This window comes from Planctomycetaceae bacterium (genome assembly GCA_041398785.1).
Classification (GTDB): Bacteria; Planctomycetota; Planctomycetia; order Planctomycetales; family Planctomycetaceae; genus JAWKUA01.
Genome location: JAWKUA010000001.1, coordinates 489,033 through 513,682, shown reverse-complemented (window position 1 = coordinate 513,682; position 24,650 = coordinate 489,033). Strand labels below are relative to the sequence as shown.

At 59.4% G+C, this 24,650-nt stretch carries 18 protein-coding genes and 1 pseudogene; 5 read left to right on the top strand and 14 right to left on the bottom strand.

Annotation, left to right across the window (positions count from 1 at the left end; all coding sequences use genetic code 11):
* Window positions 1–6: 6 nt before the first annotated feature.
* From R3C19_01950 to R3C19_01930, 5 genes are all read right to left on the bottom strand, one after another.
* A complete protein-coding gene (locus R3C19_01950) occupies window positions 7–1,668 on the bottom strand; it encodes a TolC family protein (protein ID MEZ6059103.1) in 1,662 nt (553 codons plus the stop codon).
* Entirely contained in the window at window positions 1,604–2,245 is a 642-nt protein-coding gene (locus R3C19_01945; GenBank protein MEZ6059102.1) for a hypothetical protein, read from the bottom strand. Before R3C19_01945 ends, R3C19_01950 begins: the two co-directional genes overlap by 65 nt.
* A 176-nt stretch (window positions 2,246–2,421) precedes the next feature.
* On the bottom strand, window positions 2,422–2,745 hold the full coding sequence (locus tag R3C19_01940; protein ID MEZ6059101.1) for an Mpo1-like protein: 324 nt from the start codon (window positions 2,743–2,745) through the stop codon (window positions 2,422–2,424).
* 72 nt (window positions 2,746–2,817) lie between these two features.
* Window positions 2,818–3,180, bottom strand: coding sequence for a co-chaperone GroES (locus R3C19_01935; protein MEZ6059100.1), 363 nt, complete (start codon window positions 3,178–3,180; stop codon window positions 2,818–2,820).
* Window positions 3,180–6,128, bottom strand: coding sequence for an MMPL family transporter (locus R3C19_01930; protein ID MEZ6059099.1), 2,949 nt, complete (start codon window positions 6,126–6,128; stop codon window positions 3,180–3,182). Before R3C19_01930 ends, R3C19_01935 begins: the two co-directional genes overlap by 1 nt.
* A gap of 731 nt (window positions 6,129–6,859) precedes the next feature.
* On the opposite strand from R3C19_01930, the gene R3C19_01925 reads away from it, so the two are divergent.
* Window positions 6,860–7,630, top strand: coding sequence for a hypothetical protein (locus R3C19_01925; protein MEZ6059098.1), 771 nt, complete (start codon window positions 6,860–6,862; stop codon window positions 7,628–7,630).
* A gap of 1,451 nt (window positions 7,631–9,081) precedes the next feature.
* Here R3C19_01925 and def read toward each other — a convergent pair.
* From def to R3C19_01910, 3 genes are all read right to left on the bottom strand, one after another.
* A complete protein-coding gene (gene def, locus R3C19_01920) occupies window positions 9,082–9,675 on the bottom strand; it encodes a peptide deformylase (protein MEZ6059097.1) in 594 nt (197 codons plus the stop codon).
* Between the two features lie 156 nt (window positions 9,676–9,831).
* Window positions 9,832–10,116: a hypothetical protein gene (locus R3C19_01915; protein MEZ6059096.1), complete on the bottom strand. Its 285-nt coding sequence runs from the start codon at window positions 10,114–10,116 to the stop codon at window positions 9,832–9,834.
* 451 nt (window positions 10,117–10,567) lie between these two features.
* Window positions 10,568–11,908: a Gfo/Idh/MocA family oxidoreductase gene (locus tag R3C19_01910; protein ID MEZ6059095.1), complete on the bottom strand. Its 1,341-nt coding sequence runs from the start codon at window positions 11,906–11,908 to the stop codon at window positions 10,568–10,570.
* Between the two features lie 211 nt (window positions 11,909–12,119).
* Here R3C19_01910 and R3C19_01905 point away from each other — a divergent pair, with 211 nt between their 5' ends.
* The 3 genes from R3C19_01905 to R3C19_01895 all read left to right on the top strand — a co-directional run bounded on the left by R3C19_01905 (window position 12,120) and on the right by R3C19_01895 (window position 16,224).
* Window positions 12,120–14,105, top strand: a complete 1,986-nt coding sequence (locus R3C19_01905; protein MEZ6059094.1) for a prenyltransferase/squalene oxidase repeat-containing protein — start codon at window positions 12,120–12,122, stop codon at window positions 14,103–14,105.
* Window positions 14,106–14,363: 258 nt separating this feature from the next.
* Window positions 14,364–15,476 carry a DUF116 domain-containing protein gene (locus tag R3C19_01900; protein ID MEZ6059093.1) on the top strand — a complete coding sequence of 371 codons (1,113 nt, stop codon included), beginning with the start codon at window positions 14,364–14,366 and terminating at the stop codon, window positions 15,474–15,476.
* A gap of 439 nt (window positions 15,477–15,915) precedes the next feature.
* Window positions 15,916–16,224 (top strand): hypothetical protein, encoded by a 309-nt coding sequence (locus R3C19_01895; protein ID MEZ6059092.1) that lies wholly within the window; start codon window positions 15,916–15,918, stop codon window positions 16,222–16,224.
* A gap of 57 nt (window positions 16,225–16,281) precedes the next feature.
* On the opposite strand, the gene R3C19_01890 is transcribed toward R3C19_01895, so the two are convergent.
* The 5 genes and pseudogenes from R3C19_01890 to R3C19_01870 form a co-directional block, all read right to left on the bottom strand.
* Entirely contained in the window at window positions 16,282–17,781 is a 1,500-nt protein-coding gene (locus R3C19_01890) for a glutamate synthase subunit beta (GenBank protein MEZ6059091.1), read from the bottom strand.
* Between the two features lie 169 nt (window positions 17,782–17,950).
* A complete protein-coding gene (locus R3C19_01885; protein MEZ6059090.1) occupies window positions 17,951–19,651 on the bottom strand; it encodes a glutamate synthase-related protein in 1,701 nt (566 codons plus the stop codon).
* Window positions 19,648–19,779, bottom strand: coding sequence for a glutamate synthase-related protein (locus R3C19_01880; GenBank protein MEZ6059089.1), 132 nt, complete (start codon window positions 19,777–19,779; stop codon window positions 19,648–19,650). Before R3C19_01880 ends, R3C19_01885 begins: the two co-directional genes overlap by 4 nt.
* Window positions 19,772–21,674 (bottom strand): annotated as a pseudogene (locus tag R3C19_01875) (glutamate synthase central domain-containing protein). The gene R3C19_01880 and the pseudogene R3C19_01875 overlap by 8 nt, the downstream one beginning before the upstream one ends.
* Entirely contained in the window at window positions 21,601–22,527 is a 927-nt protein-coding gene (locus R3C19_01870; protein ID MEZ6059088.1) for a hypothetical protein, read from the bottom strand. Before R3C19_01870 ends, R3C19_01875 begins: the two are co-directional and overlap by 74 nt.
* 843 nt (window positions 22,528–23,370) lie before the next feature.
* On the opposite strand from R3C19_01870, the gene R3C19_01865 reads away from it, so the two are divergent.
* Window positions 23,371–23,670, top strand: coding sequence for a MazG nucleotide pyrophosphohydrolase domain-containing protein (locus R3C19_01865; protein MEZ6059087.1), 300 nt, complete (start codon window positions 23,371–23,373; stop codon window positions 23,668–23,670).
* 36 nt (window positions 23,671–23,706) lie between these two features.
* On the opposite strand, the gene R3C19_01860 is transcribed toward R3C19_01865, so the two are convergent.
* Complete coding sequence (locus R3C19_01860) at window positions 23,707–24,621, bottom strand: type II secretion system F family protein (protein ID MEZ6059086.1); 915 nt, start codon at window positions 24,619–24,621, stop codon at window positions 23,707–23,709.
* Window positions 24,622–24,650: the final 29 nt, after the last annotated feature.

Here is a 24,650-nt window from a genome sequence, read left to right as displayed (position 1 = left end):
CACCGACTATTCGTAGTCTGATTCCGATGAAGCGTCCGGTGACGGCAATGTCACGTCGTCGGCCATTTCGTCTGGTTTGTCTTTTACACGGGAGTCACTGTTGTTGTCATCGCCTGCGTCGTCAGTGGCGTCGACCGGCGTCTGACTTTCCGGCGGCGCGGATTCGTAGCTCATCGGTGCCGTTGACGGCCGCAGTTCGATGGTACCTGCGGGACCGGGTGACACAAATTCCGGCGGATGTGTCTGCAGGTGCGGATTCGGCTTGGCGTGTGTCCGTTCAGCAGCTCGCATCTGTGCGTCGCAGTACGCTTCCGCATCCCACTGGCCTTCTGACAGGTAGATGCCGTTTTGCTCCAGCAGAGTCCCCTTCGCCAGATTCAGGCTGACGATCGCTTTGTTGTAGTTCACAAGCTGCTGGTAGTAAGAACTCTCCGCAGCGGCGACACTGGCCTGTGCCCGAAGCACCAGGTCCAGCGTTGATGTACCGACTTCGCGTTCGGTTTCGAGCAATTCGACGCGCCGTGAGGCTGCCTTAAGCCGGTTCAGGTTGGATTGAGCCGCCGTGTAGGATGCCGTGACGTCCTGAATGGAGGTTGCGACATCGTGAGCGATGTTTCGTTCCTGCGACGCCAGCACAGCGGTGGCCTTCGCGACCTGCAGTTCATAGCTGCGCACCTGGGCTCGCGTGAAGCGGTATCCCAGCGGAATCTGGAACTGAAAGCCCATATACCAGGTACCCAGACCCTGGTTAATCAGCGAGTCGTAGCCGCTGCGAATCGGACTGCCCGTCGCGGAGACGGCTCCCGTGTTCCCCAGCAGACGATCGCCGTACGCGTTCATGTCGTACCCGGCGAGCATATCAAACTGAGGTCGCACCAGGCTTCGCGCTGCCTGAAGCTGGAGCTGCAGCGACTTGATGTTCCATTTCTGCCGGCGCAATTCCGTGCGGTACGTCAGTGCCTCGGTCAGCGACATGCGCCAGTCGGGAACGAGTTCCGCGATCGAAGGTTCGTCCACCGGTACCAGAACCATGCCGTCGTTCATCGGCATACCGACCAGCCGCCGCAGTTCGGCTTCCGCCTGGTAAAGCTGATTAAGCGAAGTTTCGACGCCGGCCTTGGTTTCGTACAGACGGTCGCGAGCCTGCAGTTCGTCAGCGGGCTTCAGCACGCCGACTTCCAGCCGGTCCTGCGATTCCCGCCAGGTCTGGTAGGCGCTTTGGTGAGCAACGGTGGCCGTGTCGTAGGAACGATAGGCCAGGTACAGATCCCAGTACGCGTTTTCGATGTCCCGGATACCGTTGCGGACTGCGATTTCGAAGTCGGCGACAGTGATGTCCTGATTGATCCTTGCGATCACAACACCCTGGCTGACCCCGGTGATGCCGCCGAAGCCGGGCCTGGCAGGACCGGCGATTCGCGTGTAGTCCACGCCACTGCCCTGCAGCAGCGGCAGGCGATAGTCGACGCCAAGCGTTCCCGTATACGCCGATCCCAGCAGTGTTCCGGGAGAATTCGTCCCCAGATAGTTCCAGTTGTGCGAAACACTCAGCGAACCACCGTTGGCGAACTGCTTGGCGACACCGGTCTGAAACGCGGCTGTTTCACTGCTGGTCGGATTTCCGGTGAACGACGGATTCGAAACAGCATCCGATCGTCCCCACGTCATCGACGTATTGAACGTGGCGTCGAAATCTGAAGCGCGGCTTCCAGACCCCGGCGACCGAACAAAACTCCGGATTCCTGAATCCCGGGTCATAGACAGAAGCAATGCCTGTGGGGTTGGTCAGGACTGCCTTGGCGCCGACGCCTCCCAGAGCACTGGATTCGACCACTTCGTTGTGCGACAGCGCGATTCGGATGGCTTCATTCAGCGTGATTTCGCGAGGACGGTCTTCGGCTCGTCTTTGAAGGTTCCTGGGTTCTTCGCTGACGCGAACGGACTCCGCGGTCTCATTGTCAAGACAGGCGTATTCAATCGCGGAAGAGCGGTTTCGGTGGTACGAGATTCCCTTGATGTCGTCGTGCCACTGCAGGTCATTCAGCGGAGTCTTTTCCGTGGTGGAACAGCCGCTGAGCACCAACATCGATGCCAGTGCAATCTGCGGAACGCCCGACAGCCATTTCGCGATGAAGGCGCGGCAGCCGCGATGAAGACTGCCGAAGCAGGCCGACAGCAGCCGTTCTGTGCGGCGGCACAGGTTGCTGTCAGCGACCGGAGACTGATCTGAAGTTGGCTGCCGCATGTGACGTCCCTGCCGCAATGTGTCGGTGCGATGATAAGTTCGTCAATTCGGCGTGATATCGGCGGCCTCAATGCAGCCGACCCGGCGGAATGACGGTTGAGTGCCGGCCCGACGTCGCGTCTCTGCACCATCAGATACGCGACAGTCCTGAGGAACTCAACTAAGCTGCGCGCGTTTCACTGCGCGGAGTCAGCACTCGTATCGTCGTCGCCTTTCGAGAGGCTTGAAGGATTGGCCCCCGGACCATACTCGGCATAGGGCAAACCGAGCAGCTTCTTCAGAAAGACAACCTCACCGGCATCATTGCCTTCAATCGCATGACCGGCACACTGCAAAACATAGCCACCAACGAAACAACCGATCGCGGCGTACCAGGGCTTTCCCGCAGCAAGACAGACCGGTGTGCCAATGAATGTCAAAGGAACACCGATGGCATGAAGACACTGATTCGCGCGATTGCGATGTCTTGGCAGATAATTCCGGAGAAAGCGACGAATCATGAAGGCTCCGGGAGCACTGGTGGCAGGACGGCCGAAAGCGACGTCAACCGCACTTTAGCAGACGGCTGCCGGCTAGTCGTCGGCTGTACCTGCGGTCCCGTTATCCTCGCGCGATTCGTCTGCTCGCTGTTGCGAATCACGTTTCTCGGCGCGACGAAAGACGGCAACGACGTCTTCCACGGGTACGACATAAAGCAGATTGTCCGGCTCAAAATCCACCGGGATGGCGTTCTTCGGATGGAACAGAACGCGGTCGTACTTGCGAATCGGGAAGTCTTCGTCCCGGTCAATCTGGACGCTGATTTCAACGACACGCCCGGTGATCGTGGGAATCTCTGACGTATCAGGAAGAACGATGCCGCCGCGAGTTTCCTGTCGAGCTTCGTCTTTGCGGATCAGAATCCGCTTCCCCAGAGGTTCCACATAGTCGGCCATCAGTCGTCAATTCCCGGAGTCGCGGTACGGTCCAGCGATCGACCGCCGCGCACCGAACTGATTTCGTCCAGATGCGGGCGAAGGTCCGGTCGCGACCCCGCGCCTCGCGGAGACCGTTGGCTCTGCGTGCCGGAAATACAGATCCCTTCGACGGAATCATCGACCTCGGCTGTCAGCGTCGCATCATTTCCCGCCGCCGGCGCTTCTGCAGGTTCGGGTGTGGCGGTCACGCTTTTCTGAATAATGTATCCCAGCGGTCCGGCCAGCAGTGCCGGCAGAAAGATGACGTCCGCCGCCAGCGCTGCGAAAATCAGAGCAGCCAGCATCCAGCCAAACCGGCTGATGAGCAGCAACTCCGCCCCCAGCAGTGTCAGCATCCCCAGCCCGATCGCCGCGCTGGTTTGCCACATCGCCGGTCCGCAGTTTTCCAGAGCTTCAGCGACAGCGTCCGGGACGGAACGTCCGCGCTTGACAAGTTCCTGAAACCATGTCAGCAGATGCAGTGTTCCGTCAACCGCGATACCCAGCGCCACAGACGCAGTGATCATTGTGCCCATATCCACTCGCAGTCCGGCCCACGAGAGCAGGCCGAACACCATCACCACAGGCATCAGGTTCGGCAGCATGGTGACGACGCCCGCACGGGGACTCTTCAGCACGACCATCATCACGACGGCAATCAGCACGAACGCCATCCCGAAACTGCGGATCAGACTTTCCAGAACGGCCTGTTGAGTCCTGAGAAACACGGGAATCAGTCCGGTCACGACATGACCGGTGCCCGGGCTTCCGACCAGCGACAGGTGCCGACTGGCAATGCGGTCCATGTCGGCGGTCAACTGAGAATAGTTGGCATCCGACATGATGGCCGTTTGCGCGGTGATTCGCCAGAGTTCATCGCCGGCTGCATTCAGCCCGTGGTCTCCCGGTACCGTCAGGTCGGTTGCTTCGCGGGGAATGGCGATGAAGGAAGAGATTCCTTCCGCTTCGGCACCGCCGGCGGCCACCCGTTCGTGAATCCGTCGACCCATTTCGTTTTGCGATTTGTTCAGCTTCATTCGCTGCAGCGCCGACATATTTTCGACATCCGGCTGTCGCAAATCAAGGAACGACGCCAGTGAAAGAACGCCGCTGACTTCCGCGTGTTGACGAATGTCCTGCTGAATTTCCATCACCTTGCGAGCACGCTCAATGAACGACACTTCGTCCTGGGTCTGACGATCAAACCTGACGATCGTGTCAATCGAGACAACGCCGGACAGATTGTCCTCAAGGTAGGCGTAGTCCTGAACCAGCCGTGAGTCCGTGGGAAAATATCGGATCACCTTCGTTTCAGTCCGAAAGTGAACCAGTCCGTAGCCGCATGCAACGGTCGACACGACACACCAGATGGCAACCGCGTGGCGATGTCGGACAATCCAGTGCCCCAGAATATTCCAGTGCCCGGTCCGCAATTCGGATTCCGGCGGCGGTGCCTTGGGCCAGTAAAGCATGAGTGCCGGAAGAAAATACAGCACCAGCAGGAATGAAATGACGCAGCCCGCCGCGGAATAGATTCCGAAATCGCGAACCGGAACCAGGTTGCTGGCGAGCAGCGATGCCAGTCCAATTGCAGTTGTCGCGCTGGCAAGCGCGCATGGCAACCAGGCAGTCTTTGCGGCTCGGAACACGGATCGCGACGGATCCGCGACCGCCGAGTGCTTCCAGTAGTTGGCCAGATGAATCGCCGCCGAAGTCGTAAGGACGGCCAGCAGCGTGGGCATCACGACCAGCACCATATTCAGGGTGCCGCCCGTCAGGGGGACAAGTGATACCGAAACGGCCACAGCAATTAGTGCAACAACCTGAACCAGAATTGCCAATCGAACGCTGCGCAGCATCAGGAACGACGTCACGATCACAACGATTGCTGAAAGCAGCATGGGGGAACGCTGAGGGACGTTCCAGATGGAAAAGGCCGGATTCCACCCCGCGCGCCTGACGGCCTGGTTCAGTGCGACGCTTGCCACGGGCTGACCGCCAAGGTGCAGCTCCGCGTCGTCGACACCGGCCGCAACTGCAGCAGAACGAATGGCATTGATCGCGGCATCCCGGTCAGCTCCGCCGGATTCCGACAGGACAACGGCCACCGCCGCCATCGACCCGGAGACGAAAAACGCATCTTCGACGCAGGTCTTGCCGGACGTTTGCGTGCCCGAAGCAGGAGCGGAAAGCTGCAGCAGTGCCTTACGGAACGCCGTCAGGGTTTCCGGCTGAGAGTGTATTTGCGGCCACGTTAACTGCAGATCGTGCAGTGGCTGCGACTGTACGTATTCCGTCAGTGAGTCGTGCAGCTTCCAGGCTTTCGAATCTTCCAGTTCCAGCCCGGCGGACGAAGGCAGCGGCATCGTGCGGCTGACGAATGACGCCTCCAGCCCGAATTCCTCGCGCGCCAGGTGCAGGATCTCCGTCTGCATATACTCGCCGCGCATGCGGCCTGCGTCCGTGAGGCGTATCTGCAGAGGTCCCAGGCCTGTAAGAACGCCTTCAATTCGTCGAACGGCCGTTTCTGCCGCAACGTCCCGGTCAAGCATCCGGGAAATCAAGTCCTGGGGCAGGACGACATCTTCGATCAGCGGCGAACCGCCTTCAGTCCGGCCTGAAGGAAGCGTGCGGCCTGCAAGTTCCTCAGCAAACTTCTGCAGACGCGGGTCGGTCAGCGACGCCGTATCCCAGGACACAAGAATCCGATCTTCCGACGGGAACTGCCGCTGGTACCACGACAGAATTCTGGATTGCGGATCGTTCTTCGGCAGCCAGCCTGCGACATCGTTGTGCAGACGTATGTGCCCCAGGCTCCAGATCGTCAGCGGCAACAGAAGCGCAACCGCGGCGATAATCCACAGCGCAACGCCGTGCCCCCAGGGGTCACGCTTTTCCAGAAAAATCTTCGTCCGTGAATCAGCCACGTTGGTCCTGACACGATGAATCCGCGTGAGGTTTCTTGCGAAAGCAGCGCATGATATCGCACTTCAGTCCGCCGTCAGTAGATCGACCACTCGATCTGAACGATTTGTGGACCAGCCGGGAACCAGGCAGACGATCATCAAAACAGCCCCGATTGTCCTGCCTGGCTAAACTGGGAGGCTGTGTTTCAGTCGCAGCATTGTCGCCCGTCCAGACTGTCCCGACGCAGTTTGACGACAGTTTCCGCAACGCGGGCGAGGCAGCGTCCACCAAATTCGACGTATCCTGCCAGCCTGCCGGGATGAACAGAGACTGCCGACCGATAAAGCCGTAGAATGGTCTTCAACTTCGAATTCATCAATACCACGAGATCTTCAGCGATCGACAGATCACAGTTTTCCCGCTGATTCGCTCCGGAAATCCGGCCTGGAACGGATTTTTTCGCAGAACCACGGACCTTCCCTGTTTGGCGGGTTGGTCCGTTTCGCCGACCCGCGCGACTCGTCACCGGAAATCTCAGACACCGTCTACGAAGCGATGGACTCAGCTCAGAAACCGGAATTGGATAGACACTGCGTAAATGTCGCTGGCAAATCTCCAACTCGACGCATGTGAACCGGCAGAACCTGCCGATCTGCGCGGTGCTGTAAGTCTGGCGGATGTCGGTTCCCCGGCTGGTTCTGATTCGAATCAACACGTGCCTCCCGCCCGAATCGGCCCGGTCCGCGCTGCAATGACCAGTCTGACGGCGGCGGGCTGGTACCTGTCTTTGCTGATGCATTGCGTCGCGTATGCCGCGGTGGCATCCGTTTTCTGGCTGCTGAGCGCGGACCTCCTGAGAGATCACTTTGATGCATCGGTGCCAATTCGGGCCAGCCTGGACGACGTGACGATTGACGGCGAGGCGCCAAGATTTGAAGTGGTTCCTGACCTGTCCACGGGGATGGAACAGCAGGAGTCCAATGTTCAACAGGTCGCCAGCCACCTGAAGGCTGTTGAAAACGGCCTCGTCGATACCGTCTCGACCGACGCACTGGTTTCGTTCGCAGGAAACGAATCGGATGCCGGCAACGGTCTGTTCTTTCAGGTACCGGAGTCAGGCCTGGCGGTCACAAAGGGAAGCTTTACCGCGTGGACGGAGCCGGAAAGACCTGCGGCGCTGGAGAAGTATCTGATCATCATTGAGATTCGGCTTCCCAGTGACGTTCGGCAATATCGGCTGAGCGATCTGAGAGGCTCAAGTGTTCGCGGTACCGACGGCTACGAGCAATCGCTGCCCTATCACCGAAACACAGTGTCGTCTGTCGTCGGCGACGACGGGCGTGAGCGGATTACCGGCGAAAGCCAGCGAGTTTCCGTCTCCGGCGGCAAGGTCCAGCTTGTCATTGAAGTGCCGGGAGCAAAGCGGCTGGTCAGGGATACCATCACTCTGCGGTCGAGACGCCTGCGGGAATCGCAGGAACTCGAACTCGTTTTTGGAACCCGGTCGAAAGATTCGGAATAGCGCTCCGGGGGGCGATCTGACGTCCCAGTTCCTCAGCGGCAAAAAACCCGCACACCCTGCATCAGCGTCATGCTCCGACGTTCGGCAGAATTTGCCAGTTCCGCAGCGTGTGTCGACCGATGAGAGTGAAACATTGTCCATTTTCCTGCGCCATGTGCCTGTCGGAGCCGCACGCGCTTGATCGCCGCTATGATTGCCAGGGACGGAACCAACATCGTGTATCACGGGGCTGGTTATGCCAATTGTTTCGTCCGCTTGGAATTTCAGCGTCCTGCGACGAGCCGGAAGCCTTCTGCGAATCTGTCTGCTGATCCTTTGCTGCGGCTTTCCGGGCGGGATCATCACCAGCACAGTCGTCGGGCAGGAATATTTCGCCCCGGACGTCATCGTCCCGGACTATGTCCCCGCGCCGGTTCCGCAGCACCCGGGAAGCGAACTTCCGCCGATTGAGATCCCGGCCGGGTCGCCCGCAACCGTCGTTGAGAGGCCGTTTCCCGATTCGCCTGGTGTCGAATGTCGGGGTTACTGGATCGTCAGCACTCACAGGTCTCCGCAGCGTTCTGTGGAAGGACTTCCGCGGTTCAATCCTGCCGTGACTCAGTATTCCGAATGCGGCGGATTTCGGTCTGCCAGTTTTGCGGGACTTTGCCAAAGCCTTCGTCCGGGGATTCCGGTCTGCATCATGGTCCATGGCAGCTTTGTCGGCTGGGAGGACATCTGTCAGGAGTCTCGCTGTACCTGGAACTGGCTGCGCAGCGCATCCGGCGGGCAGGATATGCAGATGATTTACCTGACCTGGCCGAGCGACAGACCGCTGGCGTCCGCCCTGGTGCCCGTCGATGTGAATCTTCTGGGGCGGCAGGCGGGACGCAATGGCTATTACGTTGCCGACCTGATTCGTTACATCCCGCAGGAATGTCCGATCTGCCTGATCGGACACAGCCACGGAACACGCGTGATTGCGTCAGCACTGCACCTGATGGCAGGCGGGCAGGTTCAGGAACTCGTGCATCCGTGGTCCCGCGCGACAGGTCGTAGAATTCGTACTGTGTTTGCCGCATCGGCGATCGACCACCACTGGCTGAATCCGGGGCAGCGGTACGGACTGGCCCTGTGCAGTACAGAATGCCTGCTGAATCTCCACAATCCCCGCGATCCGGCGTTGCATGTCTATCCGATGCGCTGTCTGTTTTCGTCGTACGCCCTTGGAGCGAGAGGACTCAGCAACCGAGACCGAGGTCGCCTGCAGGCATGGTCCGGAAAGGTGATTGACTACGACGTCGCCGGCAACATCGGGTACACACACCTCTGGCCGGGATACTACAACGATTTGCGGCTGGCATGGCTGATCCGCAACTACGTGTACTTCAGCGACGCGCCGCCGGCCAGCTTCGGCAGTGTCCGCGATCAGTATGGACTCGAACCGCATTCCGGAGCGCCGCAACGCGAACTCATGCCGTCCGATCATCCTGCAGCTTCTTCAGCGCTTTCGTCAATTCCTCATCGCCAGCAATCTCGCCCGATGCCTGCTGCTGTCGAAACTGCGCGACGAGATCATCCACGAGCGGCTGCAGGTTCTGCAACACTTCGGGCGCCACGCGGTCTGTAAACATTACGCCGTCCAGATGGTCGTTTTCGTGCTGCACGACGCGCGCAGGCAGTCCCGCGAGCTCAACCTGAAATGACTGCCCTCGGAGATCAAAGGCGTCCACCAGGATTCGTTCAGCGCGAGTGACAGGACCATAGATCTCCGGCAGACTCAGACAACCCTCTTCCGATTCTTCGCTGCCGTTGCGGCGCACGATCTCCGGGTTCAGAAAGACCATTTCCTCGTCCTTCAACTCCGGATCCGCGCTGGGATTGATGACGAACAGCCGAAAGGGCAGTGCGACCTGATTTGCGGCCAGACCGATTCCCTTTGCCTCGTACATCAGGTCGAACATTCGTTCAACCCAGCATTTAAGCTGCGAGTCAATACGCACAACCTCGCGGGACTTCCAGCGCAGCGCCGGATGAGGAAACGGAACGATCTGCAATTCGGACATGCAAGGGACTTCAGGACGCGGTACAGGAAAACGTCGTGGCATTGGCGACAGCATTCGCGGCCAAACGACGACTGAAGTATCACGTTCGGTCGCAGATCTTCAACCCGGCGAATCCCATCATTTCGGCCAATTCGTTTCTCGCGAAAGCGGCAGACTTCAACTGTCCGAATCACCCTTGCCGCGACGCCGACCCTTCCGTTTTCCGGTCAGCGAGTCATACGGGCACAGCAGCATCCTAATCAGCCCGATCGGTCGATAGTACACAGTGAAGCAATGAGGACACTCGTATGGACGCAGGCCGATCACCAGCTTCAGGTATCCCCAGGAGTAAAAAACGAACCGGCTCCAGCCGCTGGTTACGGCAGAACGTACATCGGAATAGTTTTCCGAACACAGACATCGGTAACCGGAATCAGTGGGCGAGTACGAGGGGCGGGGCATGGTGGTCATTCGGGAGGTGCTCATCTTTTGTTGCAATCCGCGTGCCACTGAAAGATCGAAGCTCTTGGTCAGCTCCGTGTCAGCGAAAAAGAGATGAGCCAAACGTCGTTTTCGCAGCGAACCTGCACCAATGCGATAAAAATCCAAAAAAAAGCAGCCTGCGAAAAAATATCAGCGCGCAGCGTACCGCGCGACCGTCTCAACCTTGACCACCAAACGAATAACGTGTTGCAAATCGCAACATCGGCACGTGGGTGCTGCACTATGGACCGTGCCTGACAGCGTGCATTCGACACGCTCATTCCGATAGCAATGACTCGCTGCGATCGTAGCGCACGCATGCGGTGGAGGCGTCAGGAGTTTGCCTTCCGCGGGCCGATATCGCCGGTCAGTTTGAAGGAGGTTGTGAGGAGATTCAGGAAGCGGTTGCCACCGGCATTCCCCAGCGATTTCAGACAAACTTTGTCTTGCCCGGGATCGCAACTTCCGGGACGGGAATGTCGCCCCAGGCGTATTCCTCGGGACTGAGGTTCTCTGTGGAATTCATGACTTGATCCCATGTCAGGTACTGTCCGGTGTAGGCCGACATTCGTCCGGCGATGGCCAGCATTGTGCTCTTGCACATATAGTCGCCGTTGTTGATCGGGTTACCCCCGCGAATGCTGGCGAACAGTTCGTCGTGTTCAACCTGATACATCGACGGTTCCGGCCCTTCGTACTTCCAGATTTCATTGCCCTCAAGGTCGTAGGCGGTGTGCTTCATCACATCGATTCGGCCCTTTGTGCCCTCGATGAAGTCTTCGACCTCGACGGTACAGTTGGGCCAGTGCCGACAGCGGGCAAATGCCTTGACGCCTGGTCGCAATTCCGTCTTTCCGGCACCGGTATCAACGGATTCCTGCCATTCATAGACGACATTGAAGTGATCGTAGATGTTGCCGTATTGCGGATCCGTTCTGACCTGACGTCCGCCGCTTCCGCTGATACGTGTCGGAGGAACGTCCTTCATGGCCCACAGCATCTTGTCAAGGCTGTGAATGTGCTGTTCGACATTGAAGTCTCCGGACAGCCATGTGTAGTAGTACCAGTTGCGAAGTTGGTACTCCATTTCGCTGCTGCATTCATCACGAGTCCGGCGCGGATCCCAGACGCCGGTGGAGTTGTAGCTGCATTGCATGGAGACGATGTCGCCGATCAGACCTCCGTGGATCTGTTCAAAGGTCGCTCGTTTGCCGTAGTCGTAGCGCCAGCAAAGTCCGCTGACCAGCGATGTCTTGTTCTTTCTGGCAAGCTCAACGGACTCCATAACGGACCGGAGACCGGGAGCGTCAACGGCGACGGGTTTTTCACAGAATACGTGCTTTCCGGCTTCTACGGCGGCTTTCAGATGCCGCGGCCTGAAGTGCGGTGTTGACGCCAGCAGGACAACATCACTCTTGTCGATTGCCCGCCGAAATGCGTCGAAGCCAGTGAAGCAGTTGTCATCGGTAACATTCACGCGCGGCGGCTGTCCGTCCTTGTTGAATTGTCGCTGCAACCCGGCTCGCGACCGCTGAAGCTGGTCGTCGAACGCATCCGCCATGGCAACCAGTTCCGCGCCGGAATCGGCATTCAATGCCTGCGACGCAGCTCCTGTGCCGCGACCGCCACAACCAACAAGTCCGACTTTCAGAGAATCACTTCCGGCGGCATAAAATCCGGCGGAAAGCTGGGAGGAAAGTCCGACGGCAACAGCGGCGGTGGTCGCCTGAGTCAGGAATTCACGTCGATTGGCTGCACTGACGTCCGGCATGATGACACCTTGTTCAGAGTTGGGGCGGGAAGTTTCAGCAGATTCCAAAGACTTTACTCGAACCGGACCCGTTGAATCAACGAACCAGCCGAGATCGACCGGATAAAGCGGTAGCCGCACACGATGGATTGCCGGCCCGAGAAATTCACGCAGTCGCGGCGGACACGCAGCAGGCGGCGTCTACAATGGTCCCGCTGCCGGGCGCTGGCCGGTGCCTGGGAAGGTGTCTCGGCTGGCTCCATGCCTGCCGACGGCAGCAGCATTTCGAGGATTCGCAATCTTGCTTGTGCCGGAGCAAAAGTTGGGCGACAGCGACGTTGAAACCGCGTGCCAATCAGCGGTTGAGCTGCTTCTGTCGCAGCGCAATTCTGACGGGTGGTGGACCGGAGAGTTGTCGACATCCGCTTTGTCGACCGCGACCGCTGTGATGGCACTTCACCTCGCAGCGAAAACGCGACCCGGCGACGAGGCCGCAGTCCGTTATCGGCAGCTTGTTGACGGCGGTCTGGCGTGGCTGGCGGAACACCAAAATTCGGACGGCGGATGGGGCGATACAGTTTTGAGCCTCAGCAATATCTCCACAACGATGCTGGCGAATGCCGTCTTCCATGCGGCCGGCGCGACGGCAGCTTTCCCGGAAACTGTCAGCCGCTCACAGAGCTACGTCCAGCAACAGGGCGGTGCGGAAGCGGTCCTGAAACGGTATGGCCGTGACAGAACGTTTTCGGTACCGATTCTGACACATTGCGCTCTGGCGGGAACTGTCGACTGGCAGCACGTGATTCCTCTTCCGTTTGAACTGGCGTGCGTTCCGGCTCGCTGGTATGCCGCGGTCAGAATGCCGGTTGTCAGCTACGCGCTGCCGGCGCTGATCGCGATCGGTCACGTGATTTTCCGGAAACGCCGCCACCGAAATCCCCTGACGTGGCTGATCCGGACTCTGTCCATCAACAGAACTCTGAAAGTGCTGGAATCGATCCAGCCCTCCAACGGCGGATTTCTGGAGGCAACTCCGCTGACCAGTTTTGTGTGCATGAGCCTGCTGGGATGTGGCCGACTGGATCATCCTGTCACGGTCAAATGCCTGAGTTTCATCGAGTCGTCGGTGCGGGCCGACGGAAGCTGGCCGATTGACACCAATCTCGCGACATGGGTCACCACGCTCAGTGTCAACGCTATGTCCGGAAATCCGTTACTGCGCGGCGGACTGACGCCGGAACCTTCGACAACGGACGTCGACGCAACGGGCCTTGACGGTTCGGACCTGAACGCAACGGAACGCGGGATCATCCGCCGCTGGCTGCTCAATCAGCAATATCAAACCATTCATCCCTACACGAATTCTCCGGCGGGGGGGTGGTCGTGGACGGATCTGCCCGGTGGAGTTCCCGACGGTGATGACACTCCCTCAGCGATGCTGGCCCTGATGAATCTTCGGGATCCATCGGAACAGTTCACAGACAGAGAGTTGGCCGCGTTGGAGAGTTCCGTCGGATGGCTGCTACGACTGCAGAATCGCAACGGCGGCTGGCCAACGTTTTGTCCCGGCTGGGGAACTCTGCCGTTTGACCGCAGTTCGTGTGATCTGACGGCGCACGCGATTCGCGCCCTGCATGCGTGGCAGTCGCGCGTTCCGGATATTCCTTCCGCCATGAATCGCGACGCTGGTCTGGCGATTGATCGCGGACTGAGATTCCTTGAACAGCAGCAGGCAGCCAACGGAAGCTGGCTTCCGCTGTGGTTCGGGAACCAGCACAACGTTCGGGATGAAAACCCGCTTTACGGAACGGCGAAAGTGCTGCTGGCCCTGAAGGACATCGGCCGGGAACAGTCCCCGACCGCCCGCAAGGCCGTTGCCTGGCTGGTGGAAAATCAGAACGACGACGGTGGCTGGTCCGGCAGACGAGGACTGCAAAGTTCAACTGAAGAAACAGCCCTCGCCGTGGAAGTTCTGACGGGAATCGACGGAACCGGGGACACCGTGAGACCAGGTGTCGAGTGGCTGGTGAACCGAATCGCCGACGGAACTGCAGGCCGGCCCGCACCGATCGGTTTCTATTTCGCCAAACTCTGGTATTTTGAGAAGCTCTACCCGATCATATTTACGGTCGCCGCCCTGAAACGATGGCTTCAGGAGCACGGCGGTTCAGAAGCTGATTGCCCGTTGAAGTCGTCGAACCAAACAAGTCGGCATTGACCAGATTCCGGACCGTTCGCCTGCTGATTTCGAAATCGTCAGCCTGACGCAAAGGTCTGGTTCTGCCGCACTGCCTGAAACTCTGCCGTCTTTGCGGACGGCTGGCCTGGATTCGCCGCAGCTACTAAAAGGCAACGGCCACTGGAAAATCGTCAACATTGCTCGAAATTCTCAATCCTCTTTCCTGTCAGCGGTGTTGCGTCTCGCGAGTACAGATTTCCCGCCTGCGAAGATTTCAAGTCCCACAGTGAGTCACCTGTGTCGATCATACCCGCCGAAAAACTGTCCGCTGCAACGTTCGACGACGATCCGAAGCCCGTGCGCCGCAAGGGGACACGCCGCAGCACCAGCCACCTGAAGGCCGTCCCCGAAACGCTGGAACTGCGGACACAGGTCAAGCTTGCCGCGGAGGAGTACGCAAAAAACCTGGAACGTTCGCGGGCTTTCAACAAGAACGAGCTTGAACAACACGGAAGGTTGCTGCTGCAGCAAATGAACCTTCCCGAGAAATTCCTTGGATTCGCCATGGTGCTGATCGGGAACTTCTTCTGGAAGCAGCAGTTCCTTGCCATCCCCTTCGATCGCCGCATGTTGCTGCTGCCGCACTGTCTGAAACACGCGGAAGGCTGCCCGGCGGAATACACCGAGTTCGGTTTGGATTGCGAACGCTGCGGGGCCTGTTCCATTGCTGACTACAAGGTCCGTGCCGAGCAGTTGGGCTACAAGGTTCTGGTGGCCGAGGGCTCGCCGGTCGTGCTGAAGATCATCGTGTCCGGATACATCGACGGAATCCTGGGAGTCGCCTGCCTGAATGTTCTGGAAAAGGCAATTGACAAAGTCTTGATTGCGGGAGTTCCGTCGTACGCCGTGCCGCTGCATTCCGGCGACTGCATGAACACGACGCTGGACGAAAGCTGGGTCTGGGACGTGCTTGACAAATACGAACCGCTGCCCGAAAGGCCAACAACCAGCTACGTTCCGCTGATGCGAGCCTCCGCGAGGATGTTTGAGGACGATTTCGACCGCTTGCTGCCGCGCCTGCGAACGCGGGAGCTGCGCCGGCCGGCGTCACCTCTGGCCTTCACGGAGTCTGTGGCGTTCGACTGGCTGCAGAACGGCGGCAAGCGATTTCGCCCGTTCATTACTCTGGCAGCATGGCACGCGGCCGGCCAGTCCGGGATTTTGGCGGCCGGTGATTCAACTCCGGATATTCCCGATGCCGTCGCCCGCGTGGCGATGGCAATCGAAGCGTTCCATAAAGCCTCACTGGTCCACGACGACATCCAGGATGGCGATGCCTTCCGATACGGCACCGATACGCTGCATCGTCAGCACGGAACCGACAGGCGATCAACATCGGAGACTACCTGATCGGGCTCGGTTATCGACTGATTCACGCGGCACGCGAGATCGATCCGCTGATCGCCGCGGATGTCCTGAACAGCATGTCCACGCGCATATCCGGCTCTGCGACGGTCAGGGAGCCGAAATGGCGTGGCAGCAATCTCCTGACTGGAGCATCACCCCGCTGGATGCACTGCAAATTTACGCTTTGAAAACATCGCCCGCGTTTGAGGTCAGCACTTTACGCCGGATTGCGGCTGGCGAACCATGAACTGGCGGAAGACAGTCTTGTTTCGACCTTCTGCCGCCATGTCGGTGTTGGATTCCGTGTTGAATGACCTGAAGGACTGGGCGCGGGGACAGCGACAACAAGCTGCTCGCCGGTCAGGACGCACTTGCGCTGCGACCGACGGTCCTGCTGGCACTGGCCCTGAAGGAAGCGGACACGGCACAGCGGCGCACGCTGATGGATGTCCTGTCCGGTGAATTTGACGACGAACCGGAATTCGATCGCGTGCAGCGCATTCGTCGGGTCTTTGAGGACTGCGGCGTGTTCTCCAAAGCGGAAACCCTGGTTGAACGGTCCCGCGAACGAGCGGAGGCTCTGATCGAAGAGGTCGACGACAACCGGATTCGCGACCTGCTGCGATTCTTTGTGGAAACCGTGCTTGCCGAAGACACACCGCCGACGGCAGCCGAACACCTCGACCCGGTGGAACCCACATTCGTCAACCTCGGCGCCGGCCCTGTCACTGTCGTGTTGCAGACGAACTGAATCCTGCCGCGCGATGCGGCACAGCGATAGGCGGGATTTTCACTCACGGGGCGAGATTCACGGCAGGTCGGTGCCGCCCATCAGATAGCGGTCGACTTCACGCGCGCAGCCGCGGCCTTCGTTGATGGCCCAGACAACCAGACTCTGACCTCGACGGCAGTCACCCGCCACAAAGACATTCTCAACGTTTGTGGCGTACTTTTCGTGTTCAGCCTTGAACCACGACATGCCGCCGCGGCCTTCACGAATATCAATCCCCAGTTGCTGCGCGGGGCCGTTTTCCGGTCCCAGGAATCCCATCGCCAGCAGCACCAGATCGGCCGGGTATTCCTTTTCTGTTCCCGGAATCGGAACGAAGGGCGGGCCGCCTTCGGTGATGTGCTGCCAGTCGACTTCGCAGGCTTTCACGGCTTTCACATGGCCGTTGCCGTCATCGATGAATTCCAGCGTTTGAGCACAGAACTCCCGCGGATCATCGCCGAACTTTGCGGCCGCTTCGGCGTGCCCATAGTCGACTCGAAATACGCGAGGCCACTGCGGCCACGGATTGTTGGACGGGCGTTCCATGGGCGGACGTTCGACAATTTCGAAGTTCACAATGCTCCGGCAGCCATGACGCACGGACGTCCCCAGACAATCGGTTCCGGTATCGCCCCCGCCGATGACAACAACGTGCTTGTCTTTGGCCGTGATGTAGTGGCCGTCTTCGTGATTGGAATCCAGCAGGCTGCGGGTATTCGGCCGCAGGAATTCCATGGCAAAGTGAATACCGCTGAGGTCTCGACCGGGAACCGGCAGGTCTCTGGGGCGAGTAGCTCCGGTGGCGAGGACCACGGCATCGAACTCCGACTTCAGCCTGTCGGCCGGAATGTCCCTGCCGATTTCTGTGTTCGGAACGAACGTGATGCCTTCTTCCTTAAGCAGGCTGACGCGGCGTTCGACGACTTCGCGTTTATCGAGCTTCATGTTTGGAATGCCGTACATCAGCAGTCCGCCGATCCGATCGTCACGTTCGTAAACGGTGACGGTGTGGCCGGCCTTGTTCAACTGAGCGGCACATGCCAGACCCGCCGGCCCCGAACCGACGACAGCGACCTTTTTTTTGGTACGCACGGCGGGCGGTTCCGGAACGATCCAGCCCTGCTCGAAACCATAATCAACAATTGCGCATTCGATGTTCTTGATCGTGACTGCCGGTTCGATCACGGCAAGGCAGCAGGAGCCTTCGCACGGCGCCGGGCAGACGCGGCCGGTGAACTCCGGAAAGTTATTGGTCTTGTGCAGGCGGTGCAGGGCATCTTTCCAGCGCCCGCGATACACCAGATCATTCCATTCGGGAATCAGGTTATTGACCGGGCAGCCGGCCGCCATGTTCGCCATAAGATCGCCCGTATGGCAAAACGGAACGCCACAGTCCATACAGCGGGCTCCCTGAGCCTGCAGTGCATCGACACTCATGTGCTCATGGAACTCATTCCAGTCCAGGATGCGCAGCAGCGGGTCACGTTCGGTGGGAACCTGTCGAGTAATTTCCTTGAAGCCGGTTGGCTTTCCCATGGGGCTGGTCTTTCGATTCTTCAGTCAGTCGTTGTGCTCAGTTCCTGCGTCCTGGCAGCCGGAATGTGCGGTCGGCAGCTTCGGAAAGACTCCCGCGACCAGGAGTCCGCGGCGCGGGGACAGCATCGTGCCGGCAAGTGTTTTGCCATGCAGGCGCGAAGTGAAACCGTCACGCCGTTGTTGCCGCCGCTCCTTCTTCGGCCAGTTCCCGGAGCGCACGTTTGTAGTCGACAGGCATCACCTTCACGAATTGGCTCAGGGTTGTGTCCCATTCGCTGAGAATTCTGCGAGCCACTTCGGAACCCGTGTATTGCTGGTGCTTTTCGATCAGGTCCTTCAGTTCGGAAATGTCAGCGATGTCAACAACCGGTTCCAGCTCGACCATCTCCGCGTTGCAGTTTCGTACCAGCATGCCGTCCGGATCGAACACATAGGCGATTCCTCCGGACATCCCGGCAGCAAAGTTCCTGCCGGTCCGGCCGAGAATCACAGCGCGGCCGCCGGTCATGTATTCGCAGCCGTGGTCGCCGACACCTTCGATGACCGCGTGGGCTCCCGAGTTTCGCACGCAGAAACGTTCCGCAGCGATGCCGCGGAAGAAGGCTTCGCCGCCGGTCGCTCCGTACAGCGCGACGTTGCCCACAATCACGTTCTGTTCGGCCACGAAGTCGCAGGCGTGAGGCGGGTAGACGACCAGTCGTCCGCCGGACAGCCCCTTGCCAACGTAGTCGTTGGCGTCTCCTTCGACTTCGATCGTGATGCCGTGAGCCAGCCACGCTCCGACACTCTGTCCGGCCGAACCGTCCACCTTAATGTGAATCGTGTCATCGGGCAGACCTTCCGGACCATGCGCCCTGCTGACTTCGTTGCTGAGAATCGTGCCAAAAGCGCGGTCGATGTTCTGGATGTGTGTGTCGACGCGAATCCGCTGCTTCCGGACAATTGCCGCCCGGCATTTTTCCAGCAGTTCGATATCGCGGACGTCTTCCAGCCCGTGGATCTGGTCGATCTGGCAGCACGTTTTCGCCTCCGGATACGGCTTCTTTGCCGGAGTCAGAATCGGCGTCAGATCCAGCGATTTTGCCTTCCAGTGAGCGATTTCGTGGTCAGCTTCCAGCATGTCGCACCGGCCAACCATTTCGTTGATCGTCCGAAAGCCGAGTTCCGCCATGATCTCGCGGGTTTCCTCCGCCACCATAAACAGGTAGTTGACGACATATTCCGGCTTGCCCCGGAACTTCTTTCGCAGGTCCGGATCCTGAGTCGCGATCCCGACGGGGCAGGTGTTGAGATGACACTTTCGCATCATGATGCAGCCGATGGTAATCAGCGGAGCCGTGGCGAAGCCGTATTCTTCCGCTCCCAGCATCGTGGCGATGACAACGTCGCGGCCGGTTTTCAGCTGTCCGTCAGTCTGAAGCCGGACACGGCTGCGCAGATCGTTCATGACCAGCGTTTGATGAGTCTCCGCGATTCCCAGTTCCCACGGCAGTCCGGCATGTTTGATGCTGGTCAGCGGCGACGCTCCCGTCCCGCCCTCACTGCCGGAGATCAAGATATTGTCGGCATGGCCCTTGGCAACGCCCGCCGCAATCGTGCCGACACCGACTTCCGACACCAGCTTCACGCTGATCCGGGCGGACCGGTTGGCATTCTTCAGATCGAAGATCAACTGCGCGAGGTCTTCAATGGAATAAATGTCATGGTGCGGCGGTGGACTGATCAGACCCACACCGCGAGTCGACAGCCGGGTGTTGGCGATAGTGTCGTCGACTTTATGACCCGGCAGTTCACCGCCTTCGCCGGGCTTCGCTCCCTGAGAAATCTTGATCTGAATCTCGTCGGCGTTCGTCAGATACCACGACGTCACTCGAACCGTCCGCTGGCGACCTGCTTGATGGCGGGAGCGGCGCCGGAATCGCCGTTTTCATCGGGAGTGAACCGCGAATACTGTTCGCCACCTTCGCCGGTGTTGCTCTTGCCGCCGATCCTATTCATCGCGATCGCCAGAGTCTCGTGAGCTTCGGCGGCGATGGATCCAGCTCGCCCCCGTACAAAACCGCCTGACGATTTCCTTCGCGGGCTCAACTTCGTTAAGCGGGACGGGCGTCCCCTGCTTGAACTTCAGCAGTCCGCGCAAATGGCAGGCTCGCGTCGTTCGCGATTCACCCCAGCTCGCTGAAATCATCGTACGCTTTCCGGTCACCGGACCTCGCGGCCTGTTGAATGCGGCCGATGGTGTGAGGATTCCAGGCGTGTTTTTCACCGTGGCGCCGCCAGTGAAACTGACCGTTGTTGGGAAGTTCGTGACTGATGCTGTCAGCGTTTCCGGATAACCGGCGTGGTGCCTCATCAGGGCTTCCTGCGCGAGAATGTCAAAGTTGACACCCTTGATGCGACTGGCGGTGCCGGCAAAGCAAAGATTGATGACGTCCTGACCCAGCCCCACTGCTTCGAAAATCTGAGCTCCCTTGTAGCTTTGAAGAGTGCTGATCCCCATCTTGGCCATGACTTTCAGCATGCCGTTGGCAACACCTTCGCGGTACGTCTTGACGATTTCCTTGTCGGTGAATTCTTCCGGCAGCCGTCCGTCGACGCGCGCTGGCGCGGCGTAGAGCCGTGTAGGGATTTGGCGTCGGCGCCATAGCCGATCAGCGGGCAGAAATGGTGGACTTCGCGAGCCTCGCCGAAGTTCCACCAGAATGCCGATCTGAGTCCGTTCTTCGTGACGAACCAGATGGTGATGCACCGCACCGGTAGCCAGCAGCGAACTGACGGGAACGCGATCGGGACCAATGGCACGATCGGACAGGATGATCACGCCGAATTTGTCCCTGATGGCCTGACGTGCTTCGCGGCAGATGCGTTCCAGCGCCATTCGAAGGCCGACAATCCCGTCTGACTTGGGATACGTGATGTCGATGACCTTCGACCGCCAGCCGCGGTAGTCCATGTCCTTCAGGTTGGACATCTGCTGATTGCTGAGAATCGGATGCGGCAGCGCCAGCCGGTGGCACTGTTCCGCCGTCGTGTCCAGCAGGTTTCCTTCGGGACCGATGAAGCCTCAGCGACATGATGACGTCTTCCCGGATCGAATCGATGGCGGGGTTTGTCACCTGAGCAAAGAGCTGGCGAAAATAGTCGTACAGCATTCGCGGCTGATCGGACAGACAGGCCAGCGCGGCGTCGTCGCCCATCGAACCGATGGGGTCCTTCTTCGCGTGCAGCAGCGGGATCAGCATGAACTGCAGAGTTTCCGTCGTGTAGCCGAACGCCTGCATGCGGTTCAGCAGTTCCTGGCCTTCGAAGTATTTCGGCTTGACGCCTTCAGGCAGTTCGCGCCACAGAATCCGCTGTTCATCCAGCCATTCGCCGTACGGCCGCCGGGACGCAACGTCCGCCTTCAGTTCGGCGTCGTCGATAATGCAGCCCTGTTCAAAGTCCACCAGAAACATGCGTCCGGGCTGCAGCCGTCCCTTGTACAGAACGTTTTCCGGTTCGATGTCCAGGACACCCACTTCGCTGGCCATCACGACGCGGTCGTCTTTTGTGACGTAGTAGCGACTGGGGCGAAGACCGTTGCGGTCCAGGGTGGCTCCGATGTAGTGACCGTCCGTGAACGACACCGACGCCGGGCCGTCCCAGGGTTCCTGCAGCGCCGAGTAGTATTCGTAGAACGCGCGCTTGTCGGCGGGCATGTGTTCATGATTCTGCCACGCCTCCGGAATCATCATCATGACGACTTCCTGCAGCGTGCGACCGCTGTGGTACAGCATTTCCAGAGCGTTGTCGAAACAGCCGGAATCGGACGTGTGCGGTTCAACAATCGGAAACAGCTTTTGCAGGTCGTCGCCCCACAAGTCGCTTTTCATGACGCCCTGCCGCGCGAACATCCAGTTGCTGTTGCCCTTGACGGTATTGATTTCGCCGTTGTGAGACGCTGAACCGCAGCGGCTGAGCACGGTCCCAGCTCGGAAACGTGTTTGTCGCAAAACGACTGTGAACCATCGCCAGATGACTGGTGTAGTCTTCCGCCTGCAGATCCTTAAAAGATGGAATGACCTGCAATGATGTCAGCATGCCCTTATAGATGATCACCTTTGTCGACAGGCTGCAGACGTAAAACGACAGCGCCTGCGAATCATTACGGCTGCGAAGCTGGTGGCTGGCCCGTTTTCGAATGACGAACAGCTGGCGTTCGAGCTGTTCCTGGTCGAGCCCCTCCGCGGAGCCCACAAACAGCATCTCCATGTGCGGTGCAAACGCCCGCGCGGTCCGGCCGATGTCGGCACCGTCGAAATCGACAGGCAGCGTTCGCCAGCCCAGCAGCTTCTGACCCTGTTCGGCAATCAACTGCTCAACCGTCTGCCGGCAGTTGGCACGCTGAGCCTCATCCTGCGGCAGAAACACAATACCGGCGCCAAACTTTCCCGGCGCGGGCAGGTCGACGCCGATGTCTTCTCTTGCGACTCGCTTCAGGAACTCATGCGGCAGCGCTGTCAGCATTCCTGCGCCGTCGCCGGTATTGGATTCACAGCCACAGGCGCCGCGGTGATCCATGTGCCGCAGGATGCGTTCCGCGTCGACCAGAATTGAATGCGACCGTTCGCCCTTGATGTGAGCGACGAAACCGACGCCGCAGTTTTCCCTTTCGCTGGCCGGGTCGTACAGCCCGTGCGATTCCGGAGCACCATACGGCGGGCGGTAATCTGCGGGATACGGATTGCCTCGAACGTCTTCCATCATCTTTCCTCAATTCAACTGTCTGATTGCCGCCCGATTGACGACATGCCGGAGCGGAAAACTCTGGCGGGGTTCGGCCGGAATCGAACCTGACGGCAAGCGCAGAACGGTCCGCCGCCGGAAACTCGCCGGCCACAGGCTGGAGACACGTGTTCTCCCGTGGCTAGCTGAGATTCAGTCCGGCGACACGACTGGCCGGCGCGCTCTGTTTGGAACGATCTGCGAAGCCGCGCGTAGAAATCGTCGACCCTGGTGGAAAGGCGACATGACTTCGGCCGTTCCCCGGAGATCCCGGATCGATCGGATTCTTTGCGTTGACACTTCGCATGCTTGTCTTGATACGAACAACGTTGAAATGCTGATGTTGTTTGTCTGCCTGCCCGCAGTCGCTCCTGAGCTTTCTGGCGGTCTTCAAACGTCGGGGACGCTGTTTTCGGCTGCCCGTTTGATGCTGCGCAGCCGCGATAAGTTCGTCCGACGGAGGCGTATTCTCCCGATCCTCGTCCGAATGGCAAGCTTGCGGACCAAATCACGCGGCCGGTTGCACAACGACGTCGATTCCGAATGCCACGGTCCGCCAAAGCCTGCCGGAGCATTCGCTAACCACTGCGGCGGAAACCGGTTACGAAATCTCGGGTCGAGTGTTTCGCAGACCTGGGCAGCAACCGGAAAGGCCGATTCGCCGCCGACCGAAGATTGCGAATTGCTCCTCAGGTCGACAAACTGGCGTCACCGGAACGACACACGAAAGATTCACCCGGTTCCTCAGCCCGCCCGGTTAAACCAACCGCGCGACGACGCTGTCGCCGTCCCTGATACTCGCCGCAATACCGCAGAAAGCCGCCCATGACGCTTGACGAACTGCAATCTCTGATCGACCGCATGTATTCCCGAAAGGACGAAGCCCGCGGCGTCGAAGGCACGTTCATGTGGCTGATGGAAGAGATCGGTGAACTGTCGGCAGCGCTGCGCGAAGGCCCGAAGGAAGAACTTGCGAAGGAATTTGCCGACGTGCTGGCCTGGCTGGCCACAATTGCCAACGTGGCGGGAGTCAACCTGACGGAAGCCATGCACCAGAAGTACGGCAACGGCTGCCCCGGCTGCGGAGCCATGGTCTGCGAATGCGCCGATTCCGAAAAACCATAGCGCCGAACCGTCGGCACCAGGTTCCGGCGGCCCAGACTACTGCGCGAAGTTGTCTGCGAGCTGGATGCCGGCAGGTCCCACCAGAATCACGAAGATGCCGGGGAAAATGAACAGCACCAGCGGGAAGATCATCTTCACGGCGGCTCCCTGAGCTTTCTCTTCGGCCATCTGGCGTCGCTTGGTTCGCATGCTGTCCGACTGAACTCGCAGCGCCTGGGCGATCGAGGATCCGAAGCGGTCGGCCTGGATCAGGATCGCCGCCAGTGCCTTCATGTCGTCAACGCCGGTGCGAATTCCCAGGTCATGCAGCACTTCCTTGCGCGGCTTACCCATCTGCAGCTGCATGTTGGCCTGAGACAGTTCCGCGCAGACTTCGGGAGCTCCCGCGCCAAGTTCGTCGGACACGCGGCGAAGTCCCGCGTCGAGTCCCAGCCCCGCTTCAACACAGACGACCAGCAGGTCCAGAGCATCCGGAAGCTGCAGGAAGATCTTCTGCTGCCGAGACCACTTCATCAGCGTCAGCACGATTTCGGGAAGATAGAAGCCCAGCCCGCCGCCGATGACCAGCGACATTCCGGTGCTGGCATTGGCAAGACCATACACGCCTCCGAACAGGACTCCCGCCATTGCCACAACGGACTTGGTTGCCAGGAAGTTGCGAGTTGCGTTGGGACCGCTGAATCCCGCGTTGGCCAGCCGGACCTTCAGCTTGCTCTGTTCGGTTTCCGACTTCGGCTGCAGGGCCTTCGAGAGTTTCGGAGCAGCACGCTCGAACATCTCGTTCATCTTGTTGCCGTCCTTGCTGCGTCGCTTGCGCGCTCCGGGATCGCGCAGTTCGTCAAGACGCTCGGCAGCTCGGGATTTGCTGCCCCCAAACATCGTAATCACCGCCCAGGCTCCGCAGGCGAAGGCCGCAAAGGCCGCAAGTGGAATCAACATGTCAGACTGCATGGCGTATTGCTCCCGGTAAATGGGCCGGT